At 62.3% G+C, this 26,579-nt stretch carries 24 protein-coding genes and 3 pseudogenes; 10 read left to right on the forward strand and 17 right to left on the reverse strand.

Features of this window, described 5'->3' with window-relative positions; all coding sequences use genetic code 11:
* Positions 1 to 342: 342 nt before the first annotated feature.
* The 3 genes from istB to GGR03_RS18440 all read right to left on the reverse strand — a co-directional run bounded on the left by istB (position 343) and on the right by GGR03_RS18440 (position 4,471).
* Positions 343 to 1,158, reverse strand: coding sequence for an IS21-like element helper ATPase IstB (gene istB / locus GGR03_RS18430; protein ID WP_183210612.1), 816 nt, complete (start codon positions 1,156 to 1,158; stop codon positions 343 to 345).
* Positions 1,159 to 1,349: 191 nt separating this feature from the next.
* A complete protein-coding gene (locus GGR03_RS18435; protein ID WP_183210246.1) occupies positions 1,350 to 3,308 on the reverse strand; it encodes an ABC transporter ATP-binding protein in 1,959 nt (652 codons plus the stop codon).
* Complete coding sequence (locus GGR03_RS18440; protein ID WP_183210247.1) at positions 3,305 to 4,471, reverse strand: glycoside hydrolase family 1 protein; 1,167 nt, start codon at positions 4,469 to 4,471, stop codon at positions 3,305 to 3,307. Before GGR03_RS18440 ends, GGR03_RS18435 begins: the two co-directional genes overlap by 4 nt.
* Positions 4,472 to 4,674: 203 nt before the next feature.
* On the opposite strand from GGR03_RS18440, the gene GGR03_RS18445 reads away from it, so the two are divergent.
* From GGR03_RS18445 to GGR03_RS18455, 3 genes are read left to right on the forward strand one after another with little or no spacing between them, the layout of a single operon-like run.
* Complete coding sequence (locus tag GGR03_RS18445) at positions 4,675 to 5,832, forward strand: glycosyltransferase family 1 protein (RefSeq protein ID WP_246368219.1); 1,158 nt, start codon at positions 4,675 to 4,677, stop codon at positions 5,830 to 5,832.
* The gene (gene glf / locus GGR03_RS18450) at positions 5,825 to 6,988 is read left to right on the forward strand and encodes a UDP-galactopyranose mutase (RefSeq protein WP_183210249.1); all 1,164 of its coding nucleotides are present in this window, start codon (positions 5,825 to 5,827) and stop codon (positions 6,986 to 6,988) included. Before GGR03_RS18445 ends, glf begins: the two co-directional genes overlap by 8 nt.
* Before the next feature lie 27 nt (positions 6,989 to 7,015).
* The gene (locus tag GGR03_RS18455; RefSeq protein WP_210292207.1) at positions 7,016 to 8,473 is read left to right on the forward strand and encodes a glycoside hydrolase 5 family protein; all 1,458 of its coding nucleotides are present in this window, start codon (positions 7,016 to 7,018) and stop codon (positions 8,471 to 8,473) included.
* Positions 8,474 to 8,602: 129 nt separating this feature from the next.
* Here GGR03_RS18455 and GGR03_RS24920 read toward each other — a convergent pair whose 3' ends face one another.
* From GGR03_RS24920 to GGR03_RS18475, 5 genes are all read right to left on the reverse strand, one after another.
* The gene (locus GGR03_RS24920; protein WP_353956213.1) at positions 8,603 to 8,746 is read right to left on the reverse strand and encodes a hypothetical protein; all 144 of its coding nucleotides are present in this window, start codon (positions 8,744 to 8,746) and stop codon (positions 8,603 to 8,605) included.
* A complete protein-coding gene (locus GGR03_RS24095) occupies positions 8,695 to 9,081 on the reverse strand; it encodes an ABC transporter substrate-binding protein (protein WP_210292209.1) in 387 nt (128 codons plus the stop codon). The genes GGR03_RS24920 and GGR03_RS24095 overlap by 52 nt, the downstream gene beginning before the upstream one ends.
* Before the next feature lie 441 nt (positions 9,082 to 9,522).
* On the reverse strand, positions 9,523 to 10,692 hold the full coding sequence (locus GGR03_RS18465) for an SRPBCC domain-containing protein (protein WP_183210250.1): 1,170 nt from the start codon (positions 10,690 to 10,692) through the stop codon (positions 9,523 to 9,525).
* Positions 10,689 to 12,389 (reverse strand): MFS transporter, encoded by a 1,701-nt coding sequence (locus GGR03_RS18470; protein ID WP_183210251.1) that lies wholly within the window; start codon positions 12,387 to 12,389, stop codon positions 10,689 to 10,691. The genes GGR03_RS18465 and GGR03_RS18470 overlap by 4 nt, the downstream gene beginning before the upstream one ends.
* 73 nt (positions 12,390 to 12,462) lie before the next feature.
* Entirely contained in the window at positions 12,463 to 12,810 is a 348-nt protein-coding gene (locus tag GGR03_RS18475; protein ID WP_183210252.1) for an ArsR/SmtB family transcription factor, read from the reverse strand.
* 116 nt (positions 12,811 to 12,926) lie between these two features.
* Here GGR03_RS18475 and GGR03_RS18480 point away from each other — a divergent pair.
* A pseudogene (locus GGR03_RS18480) lies at positions 12,927 to 13,588 on the forward strand (SOS response-associated peptidase).
* Here GGR03_RS18480 and GGR03_RS18485 read toward each other — a convergent pair.
* On the reverse strand, positions 13,585 to 13,785 hold the full coding sequence (locus GGR03_RS18485; protein WP_183210253.1) for a hypothetical protein: 201 nt from the start codon (positions 13,783 to 13,785) through the stop codon (positions 13,585 to 13,587). The pseudogene GGR03_RS18480 and the gene GGR03_RS18485 overlap by 4 nt on opposite strands.
* Before the next feature lie 448 nt (positions 13,786 to 14,233).
* Between GGR03_RS18485 and GGR03_RS24795 the strand changes: the two genes are divergently transcribed.
* Positions 14,234 to 14,884: a response regulator gene (locus GGR03_RS24795; protein ID WP_183210254.1), complete on the forward strand. Its 651-nt coding sequence runs from the start codon at positions 14,234 to 14,236 to the stop codon at positions 14,882 to 14,884.
* A gap of 588 nt (positions 14,885 to 15,472) precedes the next feature.
* On the opposite strand, the gene GGR03_RS18495 is transcribed toward GGR03_RS24795, so the two are convergent.
* Positions 15,473 to 16,393: a cation efflux transmembrane domain-containing protein gene (locus GGR03_RS18495; RefSeq protein WP_210292210.1), complete on the reverse strand. Its 921-nt coding sequence runs from the start codon at positions 16,391 to 16,393 to the stop codon at positions 15,473 to 15,475.
* Positions 16,394 to 16,431: 38 nt separating this feature from the next.
* Positions 16,432 to 16,935 (reverse strand): type 2 periplasmic-binding domain-containing protein, encoded by a 504-nt coding sequence (locus GGR03_RS18500; RefSeq protein ID WP_183210255.1) that lies wholly within the window; start codon positions 16,933 to 16,935, stop codon positions 16,432 to 16,434.
* Between the two features lie 557 nt (positions 16,936 to 17,492).
* Between GGR03_RS18500 and GGR03_RS18505 the strand changes: the two genes are divergently transcribed.
* Together GGR03_RS18505 and GGR03_RS24925 are read left to right on the forward strand one after the other, a co-directional pair.
* Positions 17,493 to 17,876 (forward strand): hypothetical protein, encoded by a 384-nt coding sequence (locus GGR03_RS18505; RefSeq protein ID WP_183210256.1) that lies wholly within the window; start codon positions 17,493 to 17,495, stop codon positions 17,874 to 17,876.
* Positions 17,877 to 19,215: 1,339 nt separating this feature from the next.
* Positions 19,216 to 19,443: a DUF1153 domain-containing protein gene (locus tag GGR03_RS24925; RefSeq protein WP_183210257.1), complete on the forward strand. Its 228-nt coding sequence runs from the start codon at positions 19,216 to 19,218 to the stop codon at positions 19,441 to 19,443.
* A gap of 278 nt (positions 19,444 to 19,721) precedes the next feature.
* Here the strand turns inward: GGR03_RS24925 and GGR03_RS18515 are convergent, their stop codons facing one another.
* The gene (locus GGR03_RS18515) at positions 19,722 to 20,150 is read right to left on the reverse strand and encodes an oxygenase MpaB family protein (RefSeq protein ID WP_252920300.1); all 429 of its coding nucleotides are present in this window, start codon (positions 20,148 to 20,150) and stop codon (positions 19,722 to 19,724) included.
* Positions 20,151 to 20,520: 370 nt separating this feature from the next.
* A complete protein-coding gene (locus GGR03_RS18520; RefSeq protein WP_183210617.1) occupies positions 20,521 to 21,897 on the reverse strand; it encodes a cytochrome P450 in 1,377 nt (458 codons plus the stop codon).
* Positions 21,898 to 22,002: 105 nt separating this feature from the next.
* On the opposite strand from GGR03_RS18520, the gene GGR03_RS18525 reads away from it, so the two are divergent.
* Together GGR03_RS18525 and GGR03_RS24410 are read left to right on the forward strand one after the other, a co-directional pair.
* On the forward strand, positions 22,003 to 22,731 hold the full coding sequence (locus GGR03_RS18525) for a TetR/AcrR family transcriptional regulator (protein ID WP_183210258.1): 729 nt from the start codon (positions 22,003 to 22,005) through the stop codon (positions 22,729 to 22,731).
* A gap of 38 nt (positions 22,732 to 22,769) precedes the next feature.
* A pseudogene (locus tag GGR03_RS24410) lies at positions 22,770 to 22,901 on the forward strand (VOC family protein); the annotation flags it as partial.
* 258 nt (positions 22,902 to 23,159) lie between these two features.
* Here the strand turns inward: GGR03_RS24410 and GGR03_RS18530 are convergent.
* The 3 genes and pseudogenes from GGR03_RS18530 to GGR03_RS25000 form a co-directional block, all read right to left on the reverse strand.
* Positions 23,160 to 23,345: a hypothetical protein gene (locus tag GGR03_RS18530; RefSeq protein ID WP_183210259.1), complete on the reverse strand. Its 186-nt coding sequence runs from the start codon at positions 23,343 to 23,345 to the stop codon at positions 23,160 to 23,162.
* A 328-nt stretch (positions 23,346 to 23,673) separates the two neighbouring features.
* Complete coding sequence (locus GGR03_RS24995; RefSeq protein ID WP_484463083.1) at positions 23,674 to 23,838, reverse strand: SH3 domain-containing protein; 165 nt, start codon at positions 23,836 to 23,838, stop codon at positions 23,674 to 23,676.
* 67 nt (positions 23,839 to 23,905) lie between these two features.
* Positions 23,906 to 24,049, reverse strand: a pseudogene (locus GGR03_RS25000) (SH3 domain-containing protein); the annotation flags it as partial.
* A gap of 1,137 nt (positions 24,050 to 25,186) precedes the next feature.
* Between GGR03_RS25000 and GGR03_RS18540 the strand changes: the two are divergent.
* The gene (locus GGR03_RS18540; protein ID WP_183210261.1) at positions 25,187 to 25,396 is read left to right on the forward strand and encodes a hypothetical protein; all 210 of its coding nucleotides are present in this window, start codon (positions 25,187 to 25,189) and stop codon (positions 25,394 to 25,396) included.
* Between the two features lie 366 nt (positions 25,397 to 25,762).
* Here the strand turns inward: GGR03_RS18540 and GGR03_RS18545 are convergent, their stop codons facing one another.
* Complete coding sequence (locus GGR03_RS18545; RefSeq protein ID WP_183210262.1) at positions 25,763 to 26,572, reverse strand: helix-turn-helix domain-containing protein; 810 nt, start codon at positions 26,570 to 26,572, stop codon at positions 25,763 to 25,765.
* Positions 26,573 to 26,579 lie beyond the last annotated feature (7 nt).

Consider the following 26,579-nt stretch of genomic DNA (forward strand, 5'->3'; position numbering starts at 1 on the left):
CAAGGCGTCTCAGGCTGCCGCATCGGTCCCAGCCATCCCACCATCGGCGACCGGATCGAAGCTCTTTCAGCAGGACTGTTCATAGACCGTCTCCGAGTGCGCGAGCCGCGAACATGACCGCTTTCAACAATATGTGGTTGGAAGGGACATGACTGTAATGGGTCCGCGCGGAACGGCTGCTTCGTTCTGGAGTTGCTCTGAAGCTGACTGTCTTCTTTCCGCCCGGCCGATCCACGGGCGACCCTTGTCAACGTCGGAGCAAAACCAGGCCAACGCGGCGGAGTAAAAGCAGGCCACGTGGGCCGAGAGGGGCGCGACATAGGAAATGGCCCGATCGGGCCCTTACCTATGTCGCTCGGCCTGTCCTGAGGATCTCGGATCAGTAATCGCGCCGGGGTCCGGATCCATGGTCTCGCCGGTGGCCTGGTTTTGTTCCGCCCTTGCCGCGGCAGCCCGACGTCGCCCGGCGGACTGCTTGAGGCGGTAGCTGTCGCCGTTCATCATCAGGATATGGACGTGATGCATCAGGGGATCGAGCAACGCGCCGGTGAGCCGCTCCGACCCCAGGACGCTCGTCCAGTCCTCGAACGGCAGGTTCGAGGTGACGATGGTGGAGCCGCGTTCGTCGCGCTGCGAGAACAACTCGAACAAAAGCTCGGTCCCAGTCGGCGACAGCGGCACGTAGCCAAGCTCGTCGACGATGAGGAGTTGCACCGCCTGAAGATCGCGTTGCTGCTTCAGAAGACGGCGCTCGTCGCGGGCTTCCATGAGCTGGTGAACGAGAGCCGCCGCGGTGGTGAACGTGACGGTGAGACCCTTCTGGCAGGCGGCCAGTCCAAGAGCCAGGGCCACATGGCTCTTGCCGGCGCCGGAGTTGCCGAGGGCGATGACGTTCTCCTGGCGTAGGATGAACTCGCAACGCGCCAGCTCGAGCACCAGCATCTTGTTGAGGCTCGCAATCGCGGTGAAGTCGAACGTGTCGAGGCTTTTGACTGCCGGGAACCGGGCTGCCTTGATCCGTCGCTCGATCGTGCGACGCTCCCGATCGATCAGCTCCAATTCGATCAGGCGAAGCAGGTAGCGGGGATGGTCGACACCCTCGCGAGCGCATACGCGGGCGACCTTGTCATACTCCCACAGAACCGTCGGCAGCTTCAGCTGCTTGAGATGCCAACTAGTGTTTTACAATAGAGGAGTACTGGACTCAGAACGCTGCTGCTGAAATTACTTGGTTTAATAAGTAGGTTCGTAAATCTATAAAGACTGGAGTACGCTTTGACGTTTGAGGCGCCAGATCGTGACGCTTTAGTGGGCTGGAATAGCCGCCCTTTTGCCAGAGCTATTCGTCATTAGAGCCCTGTCCGCGGCAGCAAGTGCCCGGTGCTGGCTGCGCCGGCATCGTCCCGGATGCTTTCCGGCCGCCGCCCGAAGACAACACCCATCTCCTGGCCCTCAGGACCTTCCCGCAGGGCCATGTTCCGGGTGATGTCGTCCACCGATAGACCCTCGGCCTGCAGCGACCACATCCGGGCGAAGATGCCGTCGGCACGGCGCAACTCCGCGGGCGATCCGTCCTCCACGATGCGACCATCCATCACGACGATGATCCGGTCAAAGGCTGCGACCGTTGAGAGCCTATGCGCAATGGCGACGACCGTACGATCGCGCATCAGGCGGGCCAGAGCGGCCTGCACCTCGATCTCCGATTGGGTGTCGAGGCCCGAGGTCGCCTCATCCAGGAGGATGATCGGCGTATCCTTCAGAAAGGCCCTTGCGATTCCGATCCGCTGGCGCTGGCCGCCGGACAGCTTCGCGCCCCGCTCTCCCACAAGGGTGTCGTAGCCTTGCGTCAGCTCCATGATGAAGTCATGGCAATAGGCGGCCTTGGCGGCGGCGAAGATCTCGTCGTCGGACGCGTCAGGCCGGGCGAAGCGGATGTTCTCCATCACGCTGCGATGGAACAGCACCACCTCCTGCGGAACCACGGCGATCGCGGCGCGGAGGCTGTCCTGCTTCAGATCCCTCACCCGGCATCCGTCTATCTGGATCTCGCCTGACTGCACGTCGTGCAGACGCTGCAGGAGGTGAAGGATCGTCGACTTGCCCGCACCCGAGGGGCCCACGATCCCAATCTTCTGGCCGGCGGGAATGTGCAGGGAAAACTTCTCGATGATCCGCCGGTTGTCGCCATAGCCGAACACCACGTCGGTGAAGACGATGTCTCCCTTCTGGGGAACGATGGTCGCGGCTCCCGGCGCGTCCGGTATCTCGTGAGGCTGACCGATGATCCTGAGGGTTTCGCCGAGGTAAGCAAATTGCTGGGTCATCTCGACCAGCGCCATGGCGAAATCACGTGACCCATGGAGGATGCGGAAGGTCAGGGCGCTCACCACCACGACGTCACCGGGTGTGATCCGTCCGGCATCCCAAAGAAGCATAGCCCACACCAGCATGGTACCCGCCATAATGACGAGCAGGATGTCGTGGATGATGCGGCTTCTTTCCGTGTACATCCAGCTGCGTCGCTGCGCGACGGCTTCCTGAACGAAAGCCCCCGCCAGCCGCGAGCGCTCGCGCTGCTTTGCGGAAAACGCCTTGATCGCCCAGACATTGCTGATCACGTCGATGAGTTCCCCACCCACTTTGCCAGCTTGCTCCGCGTAGGTCCGGTGGATCTCGCGACCTCGAACGCCAAAATGGATCAGCCCGTAGGTGACCGCAATGGCGAAGACGGCGAGTGCCGCCGTCATCCAGCCATCCATGAAGGCGAAGATGATCAGGGCGCCGAGGAAGTTGATGATCGGCGGCGCGATGTCCCAGACGGTCCGGTTCGTCAGCGCCCCGAAGGCCCCCGCGGTCGCGGTGACGCGGTGTCCCAGCGCGCCGGCGAGATTGTCGTGGAAATAGCGCACCGGGTGGCCGACCATGTAGTCGAGGAGGTCCAGCCGGATGTCCACGCCGACCGAGATCGTGGTGCGCGCCGCGAGCCAGCCGCTGGCGCGCCAGAGCACGCTTTCAGCGGCGATCAGCGTGATGAAGACGCCGAGCCACATCCAGGCAACGTCCGGGTTTGGCTGCGCCCCGGTTATCGCGTCCACCAGCAGCTTCATCCCGTAATGGACCCCGACGGAGAGGCTGGCCGCGAGGAACGCGACGAGGAAGAGGCAGAAGAACAGGATCGGGTGGCGTTTCACGTAATGCAGGACGAACGCGACCGGTGCCGTCAGAAATCCCGGCGTTCCCGGCAGGGAGTGCACCGTCGCCGTAGACACATCTGGCTCCCGGTTCAGCGGCCAGGCAATCGTCATGGTCGGCCTGTGCTCCTGATTCCCGCACTGTCGTCGGCGGAGCTTGCAGCCCGGCGATCGAGAAGCTGTCCGATACGCTGCTGCTGCATCCGCAGTTCTTCTGCGAGCGGACTGTAGAGCGCGCGCCGTCCACTGTCGTCCGGACTAGAAAGCAATCCGACGGGGCAGAGCCGCTCGTTCTGCCAGCCGTGGCAGTCCAGGATCGGATAGAGGCATACCCCCTCGACCGGCACGCCGTCCTCGATCGCCGCGGCGACTTCGCCCATGACGTAGTGGAGCCAGGCCGGCCGTGCGGTTCCTTCCGCCCCCGTCTCCGAGAGCATCAGCGGCCTGTGGTAGCGCTCGTAAACCTCGCGTAGCATTTCCCGCAAAGGCTTGTAGGCGTGGTGACCGAGCGGGATCGCGCTGCCGCCAAAATACCACTGGTTGTCGGGGTAGAAATTTACCCCGACGACATCGAGAAACTCGGCCCGGCCGCCGAGTTCCGGCGCTAGCCGGCCCGCTAGCATGTCGAACGCCTCGTACTGGGCGAGGCGGTAGCTTTCGGCTGCCTCGCGATGCTCTGAGGGGCCGTCGCCGCCGTCCACGTGGATGGCTGGTTCCGCGAAGACGAAACGCGCTGCCGGATCTTCCGCACGAATGGCAGCCATGGCTGCGACAGCTGCCCGGACCAGCTGCCGCTTGAGTTCAGCCCCCCGACCGTGCGTCCCGGGGTTCATAATGCCGGTCTCGGCTCCGGCCCAGGCCCAGTAGGAAATCTCGTTCACGGGGCAGAACAGGTCTGACCCGCCGCTCTCCCGAAGCAGCAACCGGGTCGCGGCTGATGAAAAGTCGGCGAAGCGTTCGACGAAGTCTCTCGACCAGATGTCGATGAAGTCCGGCACGCCATAGTGGCACAAGTCCCAGATGACCTGAACGCGGTGGCGCCGCGCCGCTTCGATCATGGGGAGCGCGCTCGACCAGTCGTAGCAACCGGGCTGCACCTCGATCAGATGCCATCGCAGCCCGTCCCGGATGCTCAGCAGCCCCAGCTCCCTGACGCGGGCGTAGTCGGCCTCGACCAGGCGGTCATGCTGGGAGGAGGCAATGAGGTCGAGGCGCCGGCCATCCGACCGTCGGTGGGAGGAACACTCGAATCCGGCAAGAAGGAAGCTGTTGAACATTCGGGCCCCGACCGCTGCGCAGTCCCTCAACTCGCGGCACTGCGATGTGTTGCGTGAGCCCAGTACAAGCTGCGTAGCTGGCTAGAAACAGGGGGTGCAACGATTTTCATCTCGGATGATTGTTGTGCTGCGACACTAGCGCCTACTGGAGTATTAGGATGCCTTCGAGTTCTTCGAGTGCTGTATACCATGCGGAAACGGCAATGAAGCTGCGAACCCTAGTGTGCTTTTCCCATCTTCGCTGGGATTTCGTTTACCAGAGGCCCCAACATATTCTTTCCCGTGCATCGAAAGAATATCAAGTGATATTTGTTGAAGAACCTATCTTCGAGAACGTCTCCGAACCTTACATACGCAGGACTGAGCGGGCGGGTGTCACTGTCGCCGTCCCGGTCCTTCCTCGTGGCACTGACACGGCCACGGCGCTGCGCCTCCAGCGCCAGCTGATCGGCAGCCTGCTGGGAGAGACATCAGCGGGCGGCCGGATTTTCTGGTACTATACGCCGTTCGCATGCGCCTTCACCGACCCGAGCGACGCCGACGTGGTCGTCTATGACAACATGGACGAGCTTTCAGCCTTCCTCGGCGCGCCGCCCGAGCTGCTTGAACTCGAAGCCCGCCTGTTCGGGGCTGCCGACGTGGTTTTCACCGGAGGCCTTAGCCTCTTCGAGGCGAAGCAGGGGCGCCACTCGAACGTCCAGCCCTTCCCGAGCAGCGTCGACGTTTCTCATTTCTCTGCGGCTCGCGGGGAGCTTGCCGACCCCGATGACCAGGCACCGGTGCCCAAGCCCCGGGTCGGCTTTTTCGGCGTCATCGACGAGCGGATAGACCTGGACCTACTTCGTCGGACCGCCGCGCTGCGCCCGGACTGGCAGTTCGTCATGATCGGACCGGTGGTCAAGATCGATCCCGCCACCCTGCCACAGGCCGACAACATCCACTGGATCGGTGGCAAGAACTACACGGAGCTTCCGAGCTATCTTGCCGGCTGGGACGCCGGTTTCATGCCGTTCGCCATCAACGAGGCGACGCGCTTCATCAGCCCGACGAAGACGCCGGAGTTCCTCGCGGCCGGGCTACCGGTGGTGTCGACACCGATCACCGACGTCGTTCGTCCCTACGGGGCACTCGGTTTGGTGCAGATCGCCGCCACGGCGGAGGAGGTGGTCGCGGGTATCGAGAGTATGCTTTCGCGGCCGCGCGAGAGCTGGCTCTCTAAGGTCGACGAGACCTTAAGCAAGACGTCCTGGGACGTCACCTGGGCTGCGATGCACCGCGAGCTCGATAGCATCGCCAAACGCAAGACGCGCGGCCTCTCAATCGATCACTCTCCCCTGAGCAGGGAACTGACCCATGTTTGACTGGCTCGTGGTGGGAGCAGGTTTCGCGGGCACCGTGATTGCCGAACGGCTTGCGAGCCAGCACGGGGCGAAGGTCCTCGTGATCGACCGCCGGCCGCACGTGGCAGGCAACGCCTATGACCGACTGGACGCTGCAGGCGTCCTGATCCATCAGTACGGACCGCACATCTTCCACACCAACTCCGACGCGGTCTTCGAATACCTGTCTAGGTTCACCAGGTGGTGGCCGTACGAGCATCGCGTCCTGGCGCGGGTGGACGATCAGCTGCTGCCGATCCCGATCAACCGCACCACGATCAATCGGCTCTACGGCCTATCCCTGGAGACGGATGCGGAGGCGGAGGCCTTCTTCGCCTCCCAGGCCGAGACGGTGGAGCAGGTCAGGACATCCGAAGACGTGGTCGTGGGAACCGTCGGGCGTGAACTTTATGAGAAGTTCTTCCAGGGATATACGCGCAAGCAATGGGGCGTCGATCCCTCGGAGCTCGACAAGTCCGTGACTGCGCGCGTGCCGACGCGGACCAATACCGACGACCGCTATTTCGGAGACAAATATCAGGCCATGCCGGCTGACGGCTTCACCCGCATGTTCGAGAAGATGCTGGATCACCCCAACATCACGGTGCAACTCGGCGTCGACTTCGACCAGATCAGGGCGGCCGTCCCGCACCGGCGGCTCGTATTCACCGGGCCGATCGACGAGTATTTCGGTTACGGCTACGGGCGGCTGCCCTACCGCTCCCTGACCTTTCGCCATGTTACGCTGGACAAGGAGTGGCATCAGCCGGTCGCGGTCGTGAACTATCCCCAGACGGAACAGTTCACCCGCGTCACTGAGTACAAGCACCTGACGGGGCAGGTACATTCGAAGACGAGCCTAACCTACGAGTATCCGTCGGAGGAAGGCGATCCGTACTACCCGATCCCGCGTGAGGAGAACCAGGCGATCTTCCGGCGATACCAGGCGCTCGCGCGCTCGCATCCCGATGTTCACTTCATCGGGCGCCTTGCCACCTACCGCTACTACAACATGGATCAGGTGGTGGGTCAGGCGTTGGCCGCCTTCAGGCGGATTGACGAGGAGCGGGAGGCGGAACGCTCGGGGCGGACCTTCCAGGTTGCGCAGACGGAGAGGGAAAGCCCCGTTCTGTCGTGAGCCAGCCTGTTGCGCTACAGGATGCAGATGCTTCAACGCCCGTATCCTGCTGACTTCTTCCCGCTCCCGGCCGGCTCGACCGCGACTCTTCCTTGGGTTGGCGTGGCGCCGGGCGCTCCGTATTTTCAGGCTGAGGACGGCATGCCATTCACGCCGCTCGGCCAGAACGACGCCGTGGATTGGCCGGAGCTTGCCGGGCTCTACCGTCGGCGGGACATCGAGGCGGTTGACCGCCATCTGGCGCATCTGCGGGCGCATGGCGTCACTTGTCTGCGCCTGATGCTCGAATACGCCCAAGGACGGCATCGCTATCTCGAGCGTCCCGCCGGTCGGTTCGTGCCGAACATGGTGCAGTTCTGGGATGATCTCTTCCGCCTGTGCGAGAAGCACGGCCTGCGGATTCTTCTTACGCCCTACGACACGTTCTGGATGTGGCAGCGCTGGCGCTGGCATCCCTACAACAGCGCCGGTAACGGTCCTCTCGACCATCCGTCGAGGCTGCTGACCTGCAAAGCCACCCGTGCCGCCATGAAGGCGCGGATCACATTCGCCGCGGAACGCTGGGGCGGCAGCGGCGCACTCTTTGCTTGGGACCTCCTCAATGAGATCCATCCGGCGCATGATGGCGGGCGGGCAGAGAATTTCTGCGAGTTCATCCACGACATTTCCACGCATCTGCGCCAGATCGAGTGCCGTCTCTATGGTCGAAGCCACCTCCAGACGGTCTCCGTGTTCGGGCCGGAACTCGATACCCGCCACGGGCGAACCATAGCAGAAGCGATCTTTCGCCATCCCGATCTGGATTTCGCGACTATCCATATCTACGAGAGCGGAACGATCGACTGGCCCCGCGACACGGTGAAACCGGCTCTGGCGGTTGGACGGATCGTGCGGAACTGCCTGGCCGAGATCGGAGACGACAGGCCGTTTCTCGATACCGAGCACGGTCCCATCCACCTCTTCAAAGACCGCAAGAGGACCCTGCCCGAGCCGTTCGACGACGAGTACTTCCGGCACATCCAGTGGGCCCATCTTGCCTCGGGCGGTGCCGGCGGAGGCATGCGCTGGCCCAACCGGCATCCGCACACTCTGACTCTCGGCATGCGGCAGGCGCAGCGCAGCCTCGCCGGCTTCGCGGATCTGGTGGACTGGGGAAGCTTTCGCCGCGTCAATCTGAACGAAGAGATCACCGGCGACACGGCGAGGCTCGCCGTGTTTGCGTGCGGCGACCCGGAGCAGGCGATCGCCTGGCTGCTTCGGCAAGACATCCGGGGCGCTGGAGGCCGGCTGCGGGAAGACGCGGAGGTGAGCGGGACCGACATAACCATACCCGGGTTGCGCGACGGTCGCTATCGGGTCAACTTCTGGGACACTAAAGGGGGCCGTTCTGCCGGAATTGCGGAAATAGCCGCCCGAGGCGGATTACGGATCGACGCTGCGGTCCACACGGACCTCGCCGTCTTTGCACGCCGTATTCCGGCATAGCGGCGACAGGAATATGCGGTGCATGAGTCTTGTCTTCGGCGGTCGCAGTGATGAGTGCGTGGGCCGTCTTGGCCGTTCTCGGCCAGGTTCGTTCTCCACCGCAACTGGGCGCGGCGCGCCTCCTGCGGGTCATAGGGGAACGTCGGAATGACGGGGTTGTACGCCCACAGCACCGGCGGCAGCGGGTTGGTCGCCGCCAGCCGGGCCAGAGAAGATCTCTCTCAGTATCGCCTCCTGATCAATCGCCAAATTGAGGGCGCGGCGCACGCGCACGTCGTCAAAGGGCGGCTTGCGTGGGTCCTGGCGAGACAGCCTATGTTGAAGCTGCCGAGCGTCATCAGCCGCAGCCGCGGATCCGCGGCGATCTCCTCGGCGTCGGCCGGCGCGGGGAAGGCCGAGACGTGGCTCTCGCCGGCCTTCAGCTTGGTGAGCCGGGCAGCCGAGGTCGGGGTGATGGGGAAGACCAGCGTGTCGATTGGCTGGCGTCTGCACCAGTAGCCATCGAAGGCACGATAGCGGATCGTCACGTTGCGCCGGAAGCGGGCGAAGGAGGCCGGTCCCGTGCCGACCGGCTCGAGGTCAAGCTTCTCCGGCGTGCCGGCCGCCATCATGGCATCGGCGTATTGGCGGAAGGGATGGCGTCCCTGGCACTGTCGTCTACGCTCAGCTCGGGCGGGAACTCGGGACGATCTTAACCCCGCGCGGATCTTGTGTCGGTGAATGTCCTGGTGGCTCGGACGCTGCTTGGCCTGATCGCCCTTCTTCCGGTCGCATACCGAGAAGTGAAATCCGGGCGGACTGGTCCGGGCGTCCTCGTCGCGCTGCCCGGCTGGTGCTGACGGCCGGATCCGCTCCAGCCGCAAACAAGGCGTCGGCGGCGGATGCGCAGTACGACCGCTCTGGGGAGAACTACCGCGGCCTTCTGCGCGACCATGGAGGGGAATGCATCCTCTCGTGACGGTCAGTCTACTTTGTCAAGTGTCTCAGACGTTTTTTGTAAGGCGTCCCGAGCACGACCGCGCAGTAGACCTCAATGACGTTTGCCCAGACTAGTCGTCGCCTTTGTTGGCCTGTGCAAGGTACTGCTCCCGATTCACGGGCTTGACGCCCGCCTTTTCCAGACGCGCGCGATCTCTGTGAGGGATAGCGTCACGGATGAAGTCCAGATTTTTCCACGGCGCGACCTCCGAAACCCCTTGATTGTCCGGGAGGGACGGCGAAGCGGCCACCCGCCGGTAGCGATGGACATACCGGGGGCAATTGGGAAAGATCTCCAGGATCCTGACCACCATCATGAGTTCGGCGCCGGGGAAGGCCGTCAGCGCCGCCTGGTCTCGCTGGATCGTCGCCGTGCCGTGTATGCGCAACCGACGCGGGTTCTCGAAATCGATGAAAAGCAGGCCAATCTTCGGGTTCGCGGAAACGTTCCCGGTGCTGAGGTACATCCCGTTCCCGTCGTAGCTTGGCAAAAGAAGCGTTCTTTCATCCGCCACTTGCACGAAGCCGGGTGCGCCTCCTTTGTATGAGCATGTCGGGAAACCGCGATGATCGACCGTACTCAGGAAGACCATGTCGCACGCGGCGACGAAGCCGCGCTGGTCGGCGTCGAGGGAAGTCGAGACGGTCACCTTGCGTAGCCGGTTAGCGAGCCGCCGTGAATCGAAGGCATCCTGAAGCGCCCGATGGCGATCCCCATAGATGTCGGCCATCGCTCCGAAAGGCACGCGGAAGTTCGTAGTTTCCTGCTTCGGATCGCTCGACCATCGAAGTCGGTCAAGGCAGATCCCCCACGCCGCCTGATAGGTTTCCCCAGCTTCGCTCCCTGATAACTGGGAATGAGTAAGCGTCAGTTCGCATGCATCCGCGCCTAGGCCGCGAAGCTCGATCTCAACTTTCGACGTGGAGCCCCCGAGAGCTGCATTCGCCCCATCATAGTTCCAGGTGAGGACGATCCGCTTGTTCGGAATGATCTCTGTGAAATAGCCAGAGACTTCGTAGGGCGCGCCGTCAGGGTCGGTCCCATCGAGCCTGAAGGTTCCCCCGCACCGGAGGTCTGTTCGCGCCGAGCGGATGCGGCCGGCTCCCGGGGTGAGCCAGCGCGACAGCCACTTCGGGTCCGTGCAGGCGGTATAAGCGAGATGAATAGAGGCGTTGAGCCGCCTTACTAGCGCGATCGAGACAGACGTGTTGGCCGGGGTTGGGCGATCTGGAGAGGTCATTCGATCGTCTCCAGCGCTCGGCCTCGCGTCTCAGGAAGAAAAACGGCCCCGATCAGGAACGACAGGGCGAGGATCGTAGCCGAGTACCAAAGGCCAGCATAGAGATTGCCGGTCGCGGTAAAAGATGCAAACGCGATCGCCGGCAGGAATCCCCCGAACCAGCCGCCGATGTTGTAGAGGAGCGAGATGGCCGTGTTGCGGATGCGGGTGGGGAACATCTCGATCACCCAGGCAGCCAAGGGGGCGGATGCCAGCGCGACGAAAAAGTTGAGGAAGGCAAGGAGGCCGATCAGGACCGGGACATTCGTCTTTGTCGGATCGGCGCGCAGCGGGTAACCCGCCTCCGCCAGTGCTGCCGAAACCTGCGAGTCGAACGTCTTAGCCTGCTCCTTGAACGCGGCATCGTCGAGCGTGCGGCCGTCGAGGGCGACAATGGAGGTCGAGCCGATGTCCACGCGGCCGGGCGTCCCCGGCTCCCCGTCCCGATCCGTATAGGGCAGGCCGACCTTGGCAACAGCGCGGCGCGCCACGTCGCAAGAGGTTCGGAACTGGGCCAAGCCAATCGGGTCAAACTGACGACTGCATTCGGCAGAATCTGTGATCACCGTGATCGGACTGTCAGCGACAGCCTGCTCGAGGTCCGGATTGGCATAGTGGGTGACGGCCTGGAAAACGGGATAGGCTGCCAGCGTCGTGCCAAGGAAGCCAAGGAGCACGACAGGCTTGCGGCCAACCCGGTCGGAAAGCCAGCCAGCCAATATCATGAAGCCGACCAAGAGCACGCTGTAGCCGAGGATCGTGTAATGGAGCAGGAACGGGTCGATCTTCAGATTCAGCATCAGCATGTAGATCGGATAGGCGCCAGTTGCGGTGGCGATCGACTGGCCGGCGATCGCGCCAAAAAGGACAAGAATGGACACCCGCAGATAGCGCCAGCGGCCGAACGCCTCCCGCACCGGCGCCTTTGATGTCTGGCCCGTCCGCTTCATTTCCAGAAACAGTGGCGATTCATGCAGTCGGAGGCGGATGTAGACCGAAATCAACATCAGCATGGCCGAAAGCAGGAACGGGATACGCCAACCCCAGCTCTCGAAGGCCTCTTGTCCGAGGAGGAACCCGCACGCGAGCACGACAAGGATTGCGAGGACTAATCCGCAGGCCATCGTTGTGGCTACCGCGCTGGTTGTGAGGCCACGACGACCTGCTGGGGAGTGTTCGGCGATATAAGTGACCGCGCCGCCGAACTCACCGCCGAATGCGAGGCCCTGCAGGACGCGAAAAGCCATCAGGAGCGCGGGGGAGGCGACGCCGATTGCCGCGTAGCTGGGCAGAAGACCGATCGCGAAGGTGGAAACCCCCATGACGACGATGGTGATGAGGAAGGTGTGCTTGCGTCCGATGAGGTCGCCGAGGCGGCCGAATACGAGACCGCCAAAGGGTCTGACGAGATACGTAATCGCCGCGGACAGAAGCGTGAAGATATAGGCATAGGCTGGGTCAAGACCGGAAAAGAACTGCGCAGCGATGATGGCCGCGAGGGGCCCATACAGTACGAGGTCATAGGACTCGAAGATCGCGCCAAGGGATGAGGCAACCACGACCCGGCGAAGTTCGCCCCGATCGGTCGGCGGTGCGGCAGCGCTAGCAGCCGGCGTTGCCGACTCCGTCCGGTGCAAAGCAATAGTGTCGTCTGTCATGCTCTTGATCCTCCCTTGGCCTTCATTGCCGACCAAGCGGCAAGGGTTGCTGCGCCCGACGAACGACAGATGATCAGTGCGGTCGCTCCTGCGATTTCATCTCCTCCAAGACGTCCTCCAGCGCGACGAGGCGCTCGTTCCAGAAGCGCTCGTAGGCGGCGAGCCAACGGCTCGCGGTCCTCAGGGCGACGGGATCGAGGCTGCAGACATGGTTGCGGCCGCGGACCTCGCGCCGGACCAGCCCCGCTCGCTCGAGCGCTTTGATATGTTTGGAGACGGCCACAAACGAGATCGGGAAAGCCGGGACCATCTCTCCAATGCTGAGTTCGCTGACCGAGAGCATGGCGAGGATTTCCCGCCGAGTGGGATCGGCAAGAGCGTGGAAGATAGCATCGAGTCCGCCGTCGAATGATTTAACCATCTGGTTAAATGAGGATAGAGAGGCAATCTTGTCAAGCAGACAGTTGCCACGTTTGGCGAATGTGCCGAAGTCGGCTCCTTCTCGACGCGGGCGATGCTGCGTGCTCTCATTCCGGGATGTGCAACCTCTACTCCATCACCAAAGGCCAGGCGGCGATCCATGAGTTCACCCGCGCGATGCGGGACCGGACCGGTAACTTGTCGCCGCTGCCGAGTGTCTTCCCCGACACGACGGCGCCGATCGTTCGGAACGGCAAAGACGGCGTGCGTGAGCTGACGATGGCGGGCTAGGTATGCCGTCGCCGAAGTTCGCGCTCGAGGGCAAGAAGAGCGATCCCGGCGTGACGAACATCCGGCGGACCAACAGCCCGCACTGGCGGCGCTGGCTGGGGCCTGCCAACCGCTGCGTCGTCCGCTGACGTCGTTCTGCGAGTACGACACGATCGACGGCAAGAAGGTGTCGACCTGGTATCGCCCGGGACGAGAGCCGACCCCTGATGGTATTCGCCGGCATCTGGACGAACTGGACCAGCGTGCGGAAGGTGAAGGAGGGGGAGGTCAACGCCGACCTCTACGGCTTCCTCACCTGCGAGCCGAACGCGGTTGTCGGTCCGATCCACCCGAAGGCGATGCCGGTGATCCTTCCAGAGCCGGACGGGACCGACGTTGGGATGCGGGCGGACTGGGAGGAGGCGTCGGCGCTACAGCGGCCGCTGCCGGACGATGTGCTGCGGATCGTGGCGCGCGGGGAGCGGAAGGACGGGGAGGCAGCGATCTAACGCGGTGCCGAACGCATGGCAGTAATTCGCAGCTCGTTGCTCAGCATCTCGGCCATCTCCGCAGCCATACGAAGACCGAGCTTCTCAGTCTCGGTGCGAAGATAGTCACTTACGGCGACGAGAGCACCGAGGTCGGTCGAACGGTTCGTCGCGGGAAAAATCGGTCTATCGGTTTTCGTCACCATGAGCTTCACCAAGAAGTAGATCCGCGCGCATCTTCCCCTATTGCGCCATGGGAGGGGCTGGCTCGCAAGTGATGCGCGTCACGGGTCGAGATACCCCCTACCTGTGTACGACATGTGACGATACCGGACTGCTGCGCGATCCGGCGCACGACACCGTTGCAGTCGCGGCGACGCGTGGAGGTCGGGCGTTGATGAAAGCTGCATCGACGAACAAAGTATTCTCAAACGATGTTGCTTTCGAGTGGCAATCAGGCGACCAAGCGAAGGCGGACCAACTCGCGTGCCGGCAAAGCAACATCACGGACCTGGGTTGACCTATGGTCAGCGGTGGCGTGTATAGTTCAGTGGGCAGCAGTCAGGTCATCTACTCGCGCGAGGAGAAAGGGATGCCTCGGCTGTGGTTGGTTGAAACTCGTGCGGCAGGGACACGAGGTAGCCGAAGGTGGTTAGAGGAGGAGATGTGGCGCCGACGTCGATAGCTTTCATTGATGATCACCCGATCCTGCGCCAAGGGTTGATCGAAATTTTCGATGCATATGATGAATACGTCGTGGTGGGAGGCGGCTCGTGCGCCGCAGACGCTGTATGTATCGCCGAGCAGCAGTCGCCGGAGGTCATGATTATTGACCTGCTGATGCCCGGCGATGCGCTTGAAGCCATTGCCCGGATCAGAATGAAATCGCCGTCAATGGTGATCATAGCCTTTAGCGCCTCGGACCGGGTTGATCATGCCATCAACTCGCTCGAGGCCGGCGCAAATGGATACGTTCTGAAAGGCAGCACGGCAGCCGATCTCCGAGAAGCCATTGTCAGTGCAATGCAAGGCGCGACATTTGTCACGCCAAGTCTTGCCAGTAAAATGATCACCGCGCTTCGAACGCCTCCTTCCAGGAGTGCCGGTGGAGCGCGTCTAAGTGTTCGGGAGGATCAGGTCGTTCGTCTGCTCATGAAGGGCTTTTCGAATAAGACCATCGCCAATGAACTGCAAGTCAGCGAGAAGACGGTAAAGCATTATATGACATTGCTGATGCAGAAGCTCGATGCACGTAACCGGGTCGAGGTGGTGCTTGCGGTGCAGAAACTCGAACAAAAGTATTCGGACCGCAATTAGGCGAGGCGGGGCTGCTATTCGATTAGTTGCGAACGAATGCCGATAGCGACAGCATGCGTTAGCGTAACTCCTCCAAGTTTCTGACGCGCTTGATCGAGAACGTCCTCAACTTCACTTGGAGTGATGCTGAGCAGACTAGCCATTTCGGTCACCGAAACGCCATCTGCTGTCAGCTGCAGGCACGTAGCATAGTCAGCTGCTGCCGATCCGGATGCCTCTGGAGACGGCCGCGAACGGCCTAGAGATGACAACTGGTTTGGCATAGTGCCTCCCTTTAGCAAATTATCGGCCTCGCCCTACAACTGCCTTTAGGCACAATGCCGCACTCGTCAAGGTCACGGCAGCGAGCATTTTCTTTTCAACAGTCCGCGAGCCTTAGGATGAGGCGCGCCAGTCCAGATCCGTCGCGGTGTGACTTTGGCTGAGCCGGTGAGATGGACGTGTGGATGGGGGATTGGGCGGGGGCGTCGGTGCTGCAGCGGCCGCTGCCGGACGATGTTATGCGGATCGTGGCGCGGGGTGAGCGAAAGGATGGGGAGGTGGTGGCTTAGGACGGAGGTTTCTGGCAGGCCGCAGTCGCTGCGATGGCTACAGGCGGGAGGTCAAGAAATGCTCTTCCTCCCCGAGCATCGGGTAGACGGAATCGTCCGTCGGCCGCAGCGAGAGGTCGACCAGGCGCCAGTCCATCTCCTCCAGCGTTACGAGCATCTCAGCGGTCACCCGACCGGCGTCCGGCCCCACGATCTCGCCGGTGACAAAGCGGCCGGTTGTACGCAAATGCGGCTGAACGCGCAGTCCCCACAGATCGAGTTGAGCGGTGAGGGTGTCGACGACGGGCGCCAAGTCGGGCGCGTCGATCCTGCGTGGTGCGCCATCGGCCAGTTCGACGGTGGAAATGCGCAGAGCTCGCAGGCCGTCCCGCGGGACGTCGAATGAAATGATCAGTGCCGCAACCGCGTCCGCCCACCAGAAGCCTAGGCTCACGCCGACGATGCCCCCGATCGCGGCCGCGCCCGTCATCCAGTCCGCCTTGTTCATGTCGGCGTCGGTGTGCAGTGTCTTGTCCTGCAACTGCTTCGCCAGCGGCAGCTTCATCCGGCCGAGGATCACCGGAGGCACACAGCTGTAAATTAGCGCCGCGATCATCAGCCAACCGAGCCAGATCTCCTCGCCGAAAATGGCGACCGAGCCGGTCGTCGGATGTTCGGCCGTCACCAGTTTCAATGCGGATTCTGCAAGGAGCACGGCGCCGAGCACCGTAAGCGCAACGGCACTGGCCAAGAACGCGATCGAGTTGAAGCGCTGCAGCCCGTAGGGAAAGCGCCGGCTCGGCGTGCGCCGCGAGAACTTCTCGGCGATCAGGAAAGCCGCGGGCGGCAGAAGGCTCAGAATGTCCTCGATCCACGCCGTCCGCATCGCCTGCGACGAGCCGAGCACGACAGCGAGGAGCGCAATGATCGAGGCCATCCAAGCCAGCGTCCACCATTCCAAGCGGATCGCCCGGTGCAAGGCCTTCCGCTGTTCGTCAGGCAGGCGTTCGTGCGGCCTCATCGGTCCGACTGTGCCTTGCGAACGACCCGGTTGACCTCGAGCAGCCAGCGGTTCTCCCCGAGTGGCAAGGCGAAGACTCGATCTTCCGTGTCCCCAGCCAATTCCATTGTGCCAATCGATGTGCTCAGCGCCGCGTGGCTCGACCATGGGGTGGATGCCGCGATGCCGCCGATAGCCAGATCGACGTCTCCCGACTCCAGTGCAGCAAAAATGCTCTCGCCCGTGCCGCGGATCCATACGGGCTTGGGGTCCAATGCACGGGCAACTGCCAGAGCGAGGGTGGCCTCCTCGCCCTGCGCAGCCTGGTCGGGGAGGGCGGCATAGGGGGAGCCTTCAATGACCCCCACGACGAGATTGCCGCCGCGAACCCTCTCCGTCGTGCCCTCCGGATCGCGCGGCAGATCACATGCTGCAAAGCTCGCGAGAATCCCCAAGGCGAGTAAGGACCGTGCAACGCGGATAACGGCCCCAGCGCGCACTTGAAGAATGATCGAAAACATAGCGTGATGCCGTCACCCATTAGGCCATCTGGCCTGTGCTCATGGCCAAGCAGGACATAGGAAGAGCAGGAAGAATAGCTTTGGTCCAGTGGCGTAGCCGGATCTGTCTCGATCGGAGGCTACAGGCCCAGCACCCTGTCGCCTTGGCCTGCTGATGCGAGTAGCCTGACTGGCGCTCGATGTCGCGCATGACGCTGTTCCAGTAGCGGGGCGGTGTTGATGAACACCTCATCGACCCGCCGCGCCAGCGCTGCCCATCATCGGGTGGCGGTCTTTCCTGGGTTTACAGGGCGGCGATGGCCTCGAAGAGTGTCGGACCGATACGACGATGGTCCTGATCGCGCCCCGCCGCGAGGAGCGTCACGAACAGGACGAGAAGCAGGCGTCGGATCATGGCTAAGCGATCGAACGAAGCATCGATCCTAGGTGGCTGTAGCAAAGAGAGGACAAGCTTGCCCGATGGGAGCTGTTCGACCGCGGCGGGCTGGTGCTTCCATCCAGCGAGGAGATCGGAGGCAGAGGCATGCTACTCATAATGTTTAACCTGGGAGACTTCGGTGCCGAAGCTGATTTTGGTTGTTGCCGCCCTCTACCTCTTCGCGGTTGGCATGGGGTTGACCATCTTCCCCCTGGAGTTCGGCACCGGAGCAGTGCCGGCCGATGCACCTCCCGAACTCGTCGCACTGCTAAGGCTTCTGGGAGGGCCGTTTCTGGGTATCGCGGCGCTCAACTGGCTCTTCCGAGACTGCCCGTCGTCGCGGGAGCGCGGCTACGTCCTTGTGGCAAACCTCGTCGGGTTCGGGGCTGTGGCGGCAAACGACCTATGGGGTGTCGTGTCAGGAGACGCTCGTGAGATCGCAAAGGTTTTCCTGGTCATCCACCTTCTCTTTGCCGCGGCATTTTTGATGACGGTGAGACAGGGGCAAGCAAGCGGACGCTAGCCGCCCGTCGGCCTTTAACGACAAGATTGGAAGCGAGGTCAACCCGAATTGGCAGTCAGCGGTTCGGTAGATCTTCCGGCGAAGCTACTACCATACGACAAAATTCATCATGTGCCGGCCGAACCAGGTAGTCGCGCGCGATTGCGCGAAGCTGGCGGAAGGGGCGGATGACGTACTGCAGATGTCCCGCATGCTTGGCAGGGATCGACACCTCTGCAGCCATTCGGAGGGGGTGCAGGATCGTCGCGTGGGCATGAACCGGATCTAGTCCGGCAGCCGCTTTTGGCCAAGCCGCTGAAGGTTAAGCGAGTGGCATTGCGGGAAATCCTCCCTTCGCCCTCTGACTGCCGGGGGACCCTTCACTCGACCCAGGAAGCTTCCAGCCCACCACCGTCAGCGCCGGGAGCAAGAGATATATCGGGGTGCGGTCCGACTACAAGGTAAGCCGCCATGGTCGCCAAAATACAGACGGAGAAGGCCATGAATGCCAGCGCCCCTGCAATCATGCTGACAACCCGGGGAGTCCTCTTCTGACCCATCCTGCAGTCTCCAATTCATGTGGCAGGCATGTTCATGTCGAGCGGCAACATCTTCTTCATGTGCGCCTCATCGTAGATCCCAAACTCGCTGGTTCTTCGAGGAGTAGTCCACACCCGAACCGAACAGCTTCGGAACGCGCCGTTTAGCTGATGTTCAGCTTGGCGGCCGGTGGGTGTGGTGAGTCAGCGGTTTCGGCCAGCCCTTGGTTCTGTGCGTCCAGCGAGTAGCGCCCGGAAGCTGCTTGGCAGCGGATAATCCAGGGATTGACGACGAGAAGGCGGTGGAGAGATGTGGGGTAGTACGGCAGAGCTTTGCCCCTGATACTTGACGAGGATCCCAGTCGCACCCAGCCCGCCAGCTCCGGACCGTCATCAAGCTCGCCCTCGCCGCAGTGCCGCCAGAGACGCGGCAGCGCACTGCGCACAGAAGCGGCCGCGTCCGTCCTGGCAGGATCAGGACATCGCTCGGGAAAAGATGGCGGAGGCGATCGCCGCGGCAGTGGAACGGCACTTGGTGATAGCCGATCAGCCGCTCGCCCGTAGTCTCGCTACGGTGCCGACGACCCCAGCGTGATAACAACGTGCTGCGGATCGTAGCCCGAGGAGAGCGAAAGGCCGAGGCCTCTTTTGTTCCTGACTGCGCAATTTTGAGACGGAGTGAACGTGGGCGAGCGCTCTGACGACATTACAAAAGTAAGCACGGATACCTCTTTGGAGGGACGCTACAGTCCATGTCGGGCCGCAATAAAGCCTAAAACTAGTCGATAAATTTTACGGTCGACTTAGTCGCGGGGGCCCGCATGCGCGAACTTCTGCCTTCACCGCACGTGAAAAGGTGGACGCCTCGGCGAAAGGCTCAGATCGTTGACGCCGTGGCCAGAGGTCATGTGACGCCGGAAATCGTTTTCGACCGCTACAGGATTTCGCGAGAGGAATTTCTCGAGTGGGAGAGGCTGGACGAACAGTTCGGCATCTCGGGTCTGAAGACCACGCTCGTTCAGTCTCATCGGAAGAAGGCGGGACGCTAACCGTCCGAAAACCATTGTCACCTTTCCGCCTGACACTTCGCTCTAATCAGCTTGCTCTCCGCGCGTGGCCGGAATTGAGACGCGGCAATCGCATCGGGCGGAGGCAGGAGCGCCACAGCGGCTACTGCCAGATGATGTCCTGCGGATTGTAGCGCACGGAGAGCGGAAGGACGGTGTTGCGGCGGTCTAAGGCGCTCGTTTGCGGCGCTCTACCGCCGCGGCCTTCTTCGCTTGCGCCGCTCTACCGCCGCGGCCTTCTTCGCTTGCGCCGCTCCTCGTCAGCTGTGTCCAGGGTATCGCGTGGGCCGTCTCCGGCTGATGGCTGTAGCCGGAGTGGCGTTTGATCTCGCGCCGCCGGGCGTGGTGCCCTGAACATGGCCATGCATCCTGACGACCCGCGCGATCAGCGTCTCGGCCTCCGAACGTGGGCCATAGACCGTCATCATCGCCGCGACACCCGTACGACGCAGCCGCATTCCTGAATCGTTCTGGAAGCTGCTGTGATCCCATACGCCCGTACGCACTGAGGGTTCAGCCAGTTCAAGCAGCGCCGCTGCGACTCCGCCGATGAACCGCGAGATCGGATTGGCGAACCCTCGCCAGGTGACGCCATCCACCGGTGCCAGCGCCGGCTCGCCTGCCGGATTGCTGAAGTCAAACTCCAGGCCTGCTGGCGGCCGCATCAGATTCTGAATTTTATTAAACACTCTCGCGCTGCCTCACTGATCCCCTTCAAAGCCCCGAACTTGCGGAGGCCTTGAAGGGTGGGGTTGCGGTCGATATCCGCCCGCCTATGCCAATCGCGGGCCGGTCAGATCCATTCGGGGCGGCCGAAAGGGGAGGTCGCCTATCGTAATGGGTTTCAGGAGCCGCGATGCGCACGAACTCGCCAAGAAGACAACCGCTGGCACACGGCGTTGACTCGCCCTGGGACACGCCGTCTTCATCTGGTGGATTTTGCTAGCTGATGCCGGGGTGATCCCGGTACCTTTCGACGATGCCAAGAGTCATACCGGATGAGCATATCAACAGTCATTCTTCCCGCACCCGTCAACGGGCACGCGGGTTGGCGGAGGCTTAGACATGCCGTTGTTCGACCCTCATCACGAGGCTCTCCTTCGGACGCAGCGTGACCTTCATGATCGGCTGCGGAGGGCTCGCCGACGCGGCAGAAACCCTGAAGGCCGAGAGGAGCACCGCAAGCACGGCAACGGCCTCCATCACGGCAAAAGCGTTGCCGATGCAGACACGCGGCCCCCCACCGAACGGCATGTAGGCGTAGCGATGCCGAGCCTTGCTGGCCTCCGGGGCAAAGCGATCGGGATCGAATGCTTCCGGGCTGTCCCACAGGGCTGGGTGATGGTGGACCGCGTGGATCGGCACGTAGATGATGGTCCCTGCGGCAACCGAGTGCTCCCCGAGGACAAAGTCCCGGATCACCGTTCGGGTAATGATGGGCGCCGGGGGATAGAGCCGCATGGCCTCAGCGAACACCTGACGGGTGAAGGCGAGCTTGGCGATGTGTTCCGCCGCGACCGCTTGGCCGCCCGTCACAGTGACGATCTCTTCGAGGACCCTTGTCTCGACTGCCGGATGGAGCGCCAGGAGATGGAAGGTCCACGCGAGCCCGAGCGCCGTGGTCTCGTGCCCCGCCGTGATGAATGTCATCAAGTTGTCGACGATCTCCTCGCCGGTCATCGTGCGCCCCGTTTCCGGATCCGCAGCGGCGAGCAGCATGGCGACAAGGTCCTGCCTCTGATCAACGCCCTCGCGCCGATCGGCGATGATGGCGTGCAGGCTGGAGCGCAGAAAGGCGACCGCGGCGCTGGCCTTCCGTCGGCCCGGGTAGGGGATCCAGTCCGGGGCACCAAGGACACTAAGGGCGAATGTCCACCCGCTTGGCTTGAGATAATCGGTGATGCCCTGCTCGACCCGACCCACGTCGATCCCCGCGCCACCCGACATCATCGTCTCCACGATGATGTCGAAGGTCGTGCGCATCATCTCGTGGCCGATATCGACGGTTGTTGTCCCTTGCACCCGCCAACGCTGTCCGGTGTCCTCAGCCGCCGCGATCATCGCCGGCTGGAGGGCCCGCAACTTCTCGTGCCGGAACGCGTGCGCGACGGACTGCCGCTGCCATTTCCAATGAGCGCCATCGGCCGTCAGCAGGCCCTTTCCCAGCGCCGGCCCGAGGGCGCGCCGCACTTCTTCGCCCTTGCCGAGGGCGTTGGCGTTCTTGACCAGCACTTCGTGGATAAGCACGGGATCGGACAGGTAGATCCGTGGCGCCCCCGCCATGCGGGAAACGACAATCGGCTCGCGGTAGATCTCAGGAGGAAGAGCCTCGAGCGGGTTCCGGACAATGGCCGTCAAGGCGCGCACCGTAGACGCCGCAGCTCCCAGTGAACCGAGGTAGGAAAGGCTTGGTCGAGGAAGCGCGGTCAATGACATGGGAGTCCCAGTTTGCAAGCGAGGCTCGAACATGAGACGTAAGGTGCATACCTTTATTCGGCGGAATTAGGGTGAGCACCTCAAAATGTTTCGGCCGGGCCGCTCATGATTACGACGGGAAAACACGACAGGCTACGGACGCGCGGCGGGACACGGGCAAGGGTCCTCGAAGCAACGCTCGGGCTCTTCAACGAACGGGGGCCGGACCGTGTCACCACGGCGGAGATCGCCCGGACGGTCGGGATCAACGAGGGCAACCTCTATTATCACTTCCGCACAAAGGAGAGCTTGGTTTTGGCGCTGTTCGCACGCTTCGAGGCTGATGCAGAAACCTTTGCAGCCAGGGCACTCGGTGGCGGTGCGGGTGAAGCGCAAACCTACGGGGATCTTCTGAGCGATTTGTTCCGGCTGGTCTGGGCATACCGCTTCCTGTTTCGCGATCTTCTCGCGCTAGCAGGGACCATGCCGTCGCTGGCCACCCCGATCAGGAAAATTAGCGTCCGGATGCGCGGCGACGTCGAAGCGCTCCTGCGGCGCATGATCGAGGACCAGATCGTCAACGTGCCTAAGGACGACATCGAGCCGCTGCTCGCGAACGTTTGGATGGTCTCGACCTACTGGGCCGTCTATCTCAACCTTCAGGAGGGAATCGACGAACTGGACGCCGGACATCTGGACTGGGGCCTCAATCAGGTTTCGCACCTGTTCAAGCCATACCTCGTTCCGATGGGGGGCGACGGCGTGCTTCCGCTGTCCGGACACGTGAGGCTGCGGAAAGCGAGTGAGGGCAACGAGAACCTAGGACAGATAGTCTCCAAGTGGGTGCAGGCCTAAGTTCCACATGCCGGACTTGTCTGACGAACCTATACGCCTTCTACGCGGCGGCCATGTGCGCCGGCGGCCGGGACAACGGTCGGCCCGGCATCCGCGCTCGATGTCATTCGTCCTACTGCGCTTCCTTCGTCCTTGATCCTGATGGCAACAACATCGAGATGGTGTGCTAACTGAATGAACAGAGAGGTGCTCTGCCTCTCACGAACGGCGCTATGAGCGCCAGATGGCCCTCCAGCCATCTCCTACAAGCTTCGCAGTTGCCGAACAAAGGGCGACTTCCCGGAGACGCCCACAGGAGCTTAACCGCTCGTCGCACTCATCGGGCTCCAAGAGCCGCAGAGGATCAGAGCCCCGTCCGCAAAAGCACGCGGGGCTTCGTGCGCCGATCGCAGCGCCAGCAGAAGCTGGGATGTGCCGCCCCTCGCGGCTCACGGCCAGAGCCGTCTGAAGACCTCCTCGATGGCCCCCTGCGCGACGACGCTGTTTCCGCCGACGAAGAAGAGTTCGGTCCGTTCCGGGCCTGCCTGCTTCAGGTGGGTGATCATCTGGACCACCACGATGATCTTCTGATTGTTCGTGTCGACAAAATGCTGTCGCCCGGGCGATGCGGCCATGTTGAGTCCTTTTCCAGCTAAGCGGCTCTTAGAACTCAACGCGTTGCCGCGGTAAAGAAGCATAGTACCGCTGCTCTCGCGGCCGACAATTCGCCGCTGGTAGGAGCGTTACCGTCATGAACTGGGGTTTGGAAGATTTCGCAGCGGCAGCAGCGCTTTTGGGCGGCGCCGGCGTCTCCCTGGTCGTTGTCTTCGAATCTATGCCCGGCCTCCTGCCGCGGGTTCTCCTGGCCGGGGTCGTTCTCGCGATCACATTGGCGATATGGGCTCATCTTGCAGTCGGGCTTTTCTAAAATCGCTGGTTCGATCCCGCACCGACGCCGGCCTTTCACTGCCCGCTTAAATACCGCCCGTTAACCCAGCCTTCCCATCCCTCGACGCGAATCTTCTGCCACCCGCCCGTCGCATAGGGCAGGAAGGCAGTGGAGCATTGGTTCCGAACGAGCCGATGCACCACCCGGCTTTGCGCTGATGGATACGCGCGGAGGTTCAAGGTATCGCCGGGGGGGGACGCCTGTAACGCAGTAGCGGGCAGGGGAAACCTTTGCGATGAAGCGTCCGCTCACCCAGCCCTGGTAGTGGCCGTCATCCACCGGGCACCAACTGCCCTTGCAGGCGTCCGTCACGATAATACCGCAGGTGCCGTACTTTTTTCCCGTCAGCACGTCCGCCGAAGTTCCTGGGCCGCCGCGAAGGTTCAGCACGTCATCGAAGCGACGTTCACTACGCAATGCTCCTCACCGGGAACAGGGGAGGCGGCCTGAGCGGAAGAGAATGCCGGTGTGCCTCCGGCGAGCAAGGTCAGGCCGAGGATCTGCATCGCACGACGCAACCCGGACAGTACTAAGAGGTCTCTGCACACCGGTGCCATTCCTCCGCATTACTTGTTGCAGGGGACCATCGGGACTACGGCAGGGGCAAGAGGAGCCCTAAATCGGGGCTTCAGCACGAGCTCGGCCGGTGACGGCTGCTGCATGCCCGTGGAACCGCTGAATTACTTCTTCTTGGGCGGACGCTGAGTGAGAGCGGACCCTGCCGCGGTCTTTTCGTCCTTCGACGAACCTTGTTCTTCAGGACTTTGGATGCGGCCTTACCAGCCTTCTCGCTGGTCTGCTCGTTCTTCGATGGTTTCGCCATAGTAGCCCCTCCCATGGGCACGAGAACAATCTGCCAGCACTCGGGGGGAGTCAATCAAGCAAGACAAGACCTAGGTGGAGGACGCTGCACGCGTACCAGCGCGAGCATGCCTTGCGCTTCCAAGTGCCAGAACTCGTAGCATGGTGCTTATGTGCGGAGAGCGTCTAGCGCTTCAGTAAGTCCCTGTGCGACGCGGCAAGACTAGGCGGCGTCACTATAGCCCGGGACGGCGATCGGATTGCACCCAATGAGTAGTGGTCCCGGCTATCCGGGAGCGCTTCAATCCGCTGTACCTGCCTTCGCAATTGTTTCACCTCAAGAGAAAGGTCGCGGATCAGGGCGCGGAGTTCGCGTCGAGAGTTCGTCGTCATCGATGCCCTCCTTCAAAGTGCCCGCAAACCACAGGGTGCCTCAGCAGTCCGGCTGCCTCTCCAGTTGTGTCGCGCGGCGGATCGAGGAAGTCAGAGAGCTATCGATATCAGATCGCTGAAAATGATCTGTGGGTTTCGGCTGCCGGCCCGCGCTAATTCAAGTCTGAGTTAATGAATCGTCGCAGCTGGTCGAGCCAATAGCTGCTCGCTGTAATCAGTCCGTTGGCCGAGCGCCCGCGAATGCTCCCGCGGCCAAAGCGCGGGACGACGTTCCCCACAAAGGAACCGGAACCCGTGCCGGACCTTCCTCATCTGCAACAAGAGGAAGATACGATGTCCGAGATCAGCAAAACGACGAAGGACGGGACCGAGTACCGCGACGATGGGTCGAAGATCGCGACCGAAGACAGCCCGTCCGGCGAGACGGAAACCGAACACGTGAAGCGGGAACAGAGCAAGCTGCCTCAGGGTGGCCGTTCGCCGGAATACGATGAAGCCGACGACGGCGACGTTGCGGCGCCATCGCCTCCCACGGGAGCTTAACTCCTCGTCGCCCTCATCCGGCTCCAAGAGCCGCAAGACATAACAGCCCCGTCCGCGAAAGCAGGCGGGCTTCGTCGTTCTGTCGCCGCGCCAGCAGAAGCAGGGATGTGCCGCCCCTCACGACTCACGGCCAGAGCGGTTCGAAGACCTCCTCGATGGTCCCCCTGCCGACGAAGAAGATCTTAGAACGCTCTGAGCCCGTCTGCTTCAGGTGTGTGATCATTTGAACGATCACTCTCTCCTCCGCCTGCCGCAGAAAGGCGATCCTCCCCCTTTGATTGGTTACGGGAACCGGAGGTAGGTGAGATGCCGCCAAGCGCTACCCTCAATCATGAAAGGCATAGAGCGCATCGATGCCCACACCATTCAATTGAACTTCTTCTTTTTGCCCGAAATTCTTAAGCGTGACAGACTTACCGATGGTGCCGCCCCGAAGGTCCGCCGGAAATTGTGGGTGAAGTGAGCCTGATCGCAAAAGCCCGCGGCGTGCGCTGCATGGGTGAAAATCATGCCGTTCACGATGGCTGCGATGGCATCACGCATTCGCATCCACGAGCGATAGCGTCGAAACGGCACGCCGAGCTCCTGCGTGAAAATATGCTGGAAGCGGTGAGGGGAGAGGCCCACGATCGCAGAGACCGTCTCTACGCTGAGTTGACGGTCCATGCTGTTGCCAATGGCGTGGATGGCGCAAGAAATCCTTGGGTCCGGGTGCTGCCGCGCATGCGCCGATGCGAAGCCGAGAAGATCATCCAGCGCTTCTCCGGCCCAGCCGACGCTTGCAGCATCTTCCCATAAAGCACGTAGCAATAGGGTTTCACCGGCACGTCCGATGAGGGCCCCATCGGTTTGCTCGCCCGAGCCGACGAGTGATGCCAGCGCACTCTGCCCGTCCACTGTCGGCTCAATGTAGAGGACGCCAATTGGGTCTCCGTCAACGTCGAGTTCGTGCATGACTCCCGCGGGAATTACAGCGGTTCGGCAAGAGCACCAACTGCCGCCAGCCAGCCGAAGGCGAAACGTACCATAGAGGCCAGCGAGGAAGACCGGCGCGCCGTGCTGATGTGGTGCGTTGTAGTTCAGCGGGCCGATAAAGCAGGTTCGGCCGGCATCGAGATGCCAGAGCGGGGCGTGCGTTGGTGCAGCACGTTCATACAAGCGTGCAGGCTGGCCCATGCCTAAC

It is taken from the genome of Aurantimonas endophytica, assembly GCF_014196845.1.
Classification (GTDB): Bacteria; Pseudomonadota; Alphaproteobacteria; order Rhizobiales; family Rhizobiaceae; genus Aurantimonas; species Aurantimonas endophytica.

Excerpts from the sequence above, each read along its gene's own strand:
- GGR03_RS18545 (WP_183210262.1), bottom strand. The coding sequence starts at position 26,572 with ATGGGCCAGCCTGCACGCTTGTATGAACGTGCTGCACCAACGCACGCC.
- GGR03_RS18455 (WP_210292207.1), top strand. The coding sequence starts at position 7,016 with ATGCTTCAACGCCCGTATCCTGCTGACTTCTTCCCGCTCCCGGCCGGC.
- GGR03_RS18475 (WP_183210252.1), bottom strand. The coding sequence starts at position 12,810 with ATGGTTAAATCATTCGACGGCGGACTCGATGCTATCTTCCACGCTCTT.
- GGR03_RS18540 (WP_183210261.1), top strand. The coding sequence starts at position 25,187 with ATGTCCGAGATCAGCAAAACGACGAAGGACGGGACCGAGTACCGCGAC.
- GGR03_RS18530 (WP_183210259.1), bottom strand. The coding sequence starts at position 23,345 with ATGGCCGCATCGCCCGGGCGACAGCATTTTGTCGACACGAACAATCAG.
- GGR03_RS18465 (WP_183210250.1), bottom strand. The coding sequence starts at position 10,692 with ATGACCTCTCCAGATCGCCCAACCCCGGCCAACACGTCTGTCTCGATC.
- GGR03_RS24095 (WP_210292209.1), bottom strand. The coding sequence starts at position 9,081 with ATGGCGGCCGGCACGCCGGAGAAGCTTGACCTCGAGCCGGTCGGCACG.
- GGR03_RS18445 (WP_246368219.1), top strand. The coding sequence starts at position 4,675 with ATGAAGCTGCGAACCCTAGTGTGCTTTTCCCATCTTCGCTGGGATTTC.
- GGR03_RS18500 (WP_183210255.1), bottom strand. The coding sequence starts at position 16,935 with ATGTTTTCGATCATTCTTCAAGTGCGCGCTGGGGCCGTTATCCGCGTT.
- GGR03_RS24925 (WP_183210257.1), top strand. The coding sequence starts at position 19,216 with ATGCGCGAACTTCTGCCTTCACCGCACGTGAAAAGGTGGACGCCTCGG.
- GGR03_RS18525 (WP_183210258.1), top strand. The coding sequence starts at position 22,003 with ATGATTACGACGGGAAAACACGACAGGCTACGGACGCGCGGCGGGACA.
- GGR03_RS18440 (WP_183210247.1), bottom strand. The coding sequence starts at position 4,471 with ATGTTCAACAGCTTCCTTCTTGCCGGATTCGAGTGTTCCTCCCACCGA.
- glf (WP_183210249.1), top strand. The coding sequence starts at position 5,825 with ATGTTTGACTGGCTCGTGGTGGGAGCAGGTTTCGCGGGCACCGTGATT.
- GGR03_RS18435 (WP_183210246.1), bottom strand. The coding sequence starts at position 3,308 with ATGACGATTGCCTGGCCGCTGAACCGGGAGCCAGATGTGTCTACGGCG.
- GGR03_RS18520 (WP_183210617.1), bottom strand. The coding sequence starts at position 21,897 with ATGTCATTGACCGCGCTTCCTCGACCAAGCCTTTCCTACCTCGGTTCA.
- GGR03_RS18470 (WP_183210251.1), bottom strand. The coding sequence starts at position 12,389 with ATGACAGACGACACTATTGCTTTGCACCGGACGGAGTCGGCAACGCCG.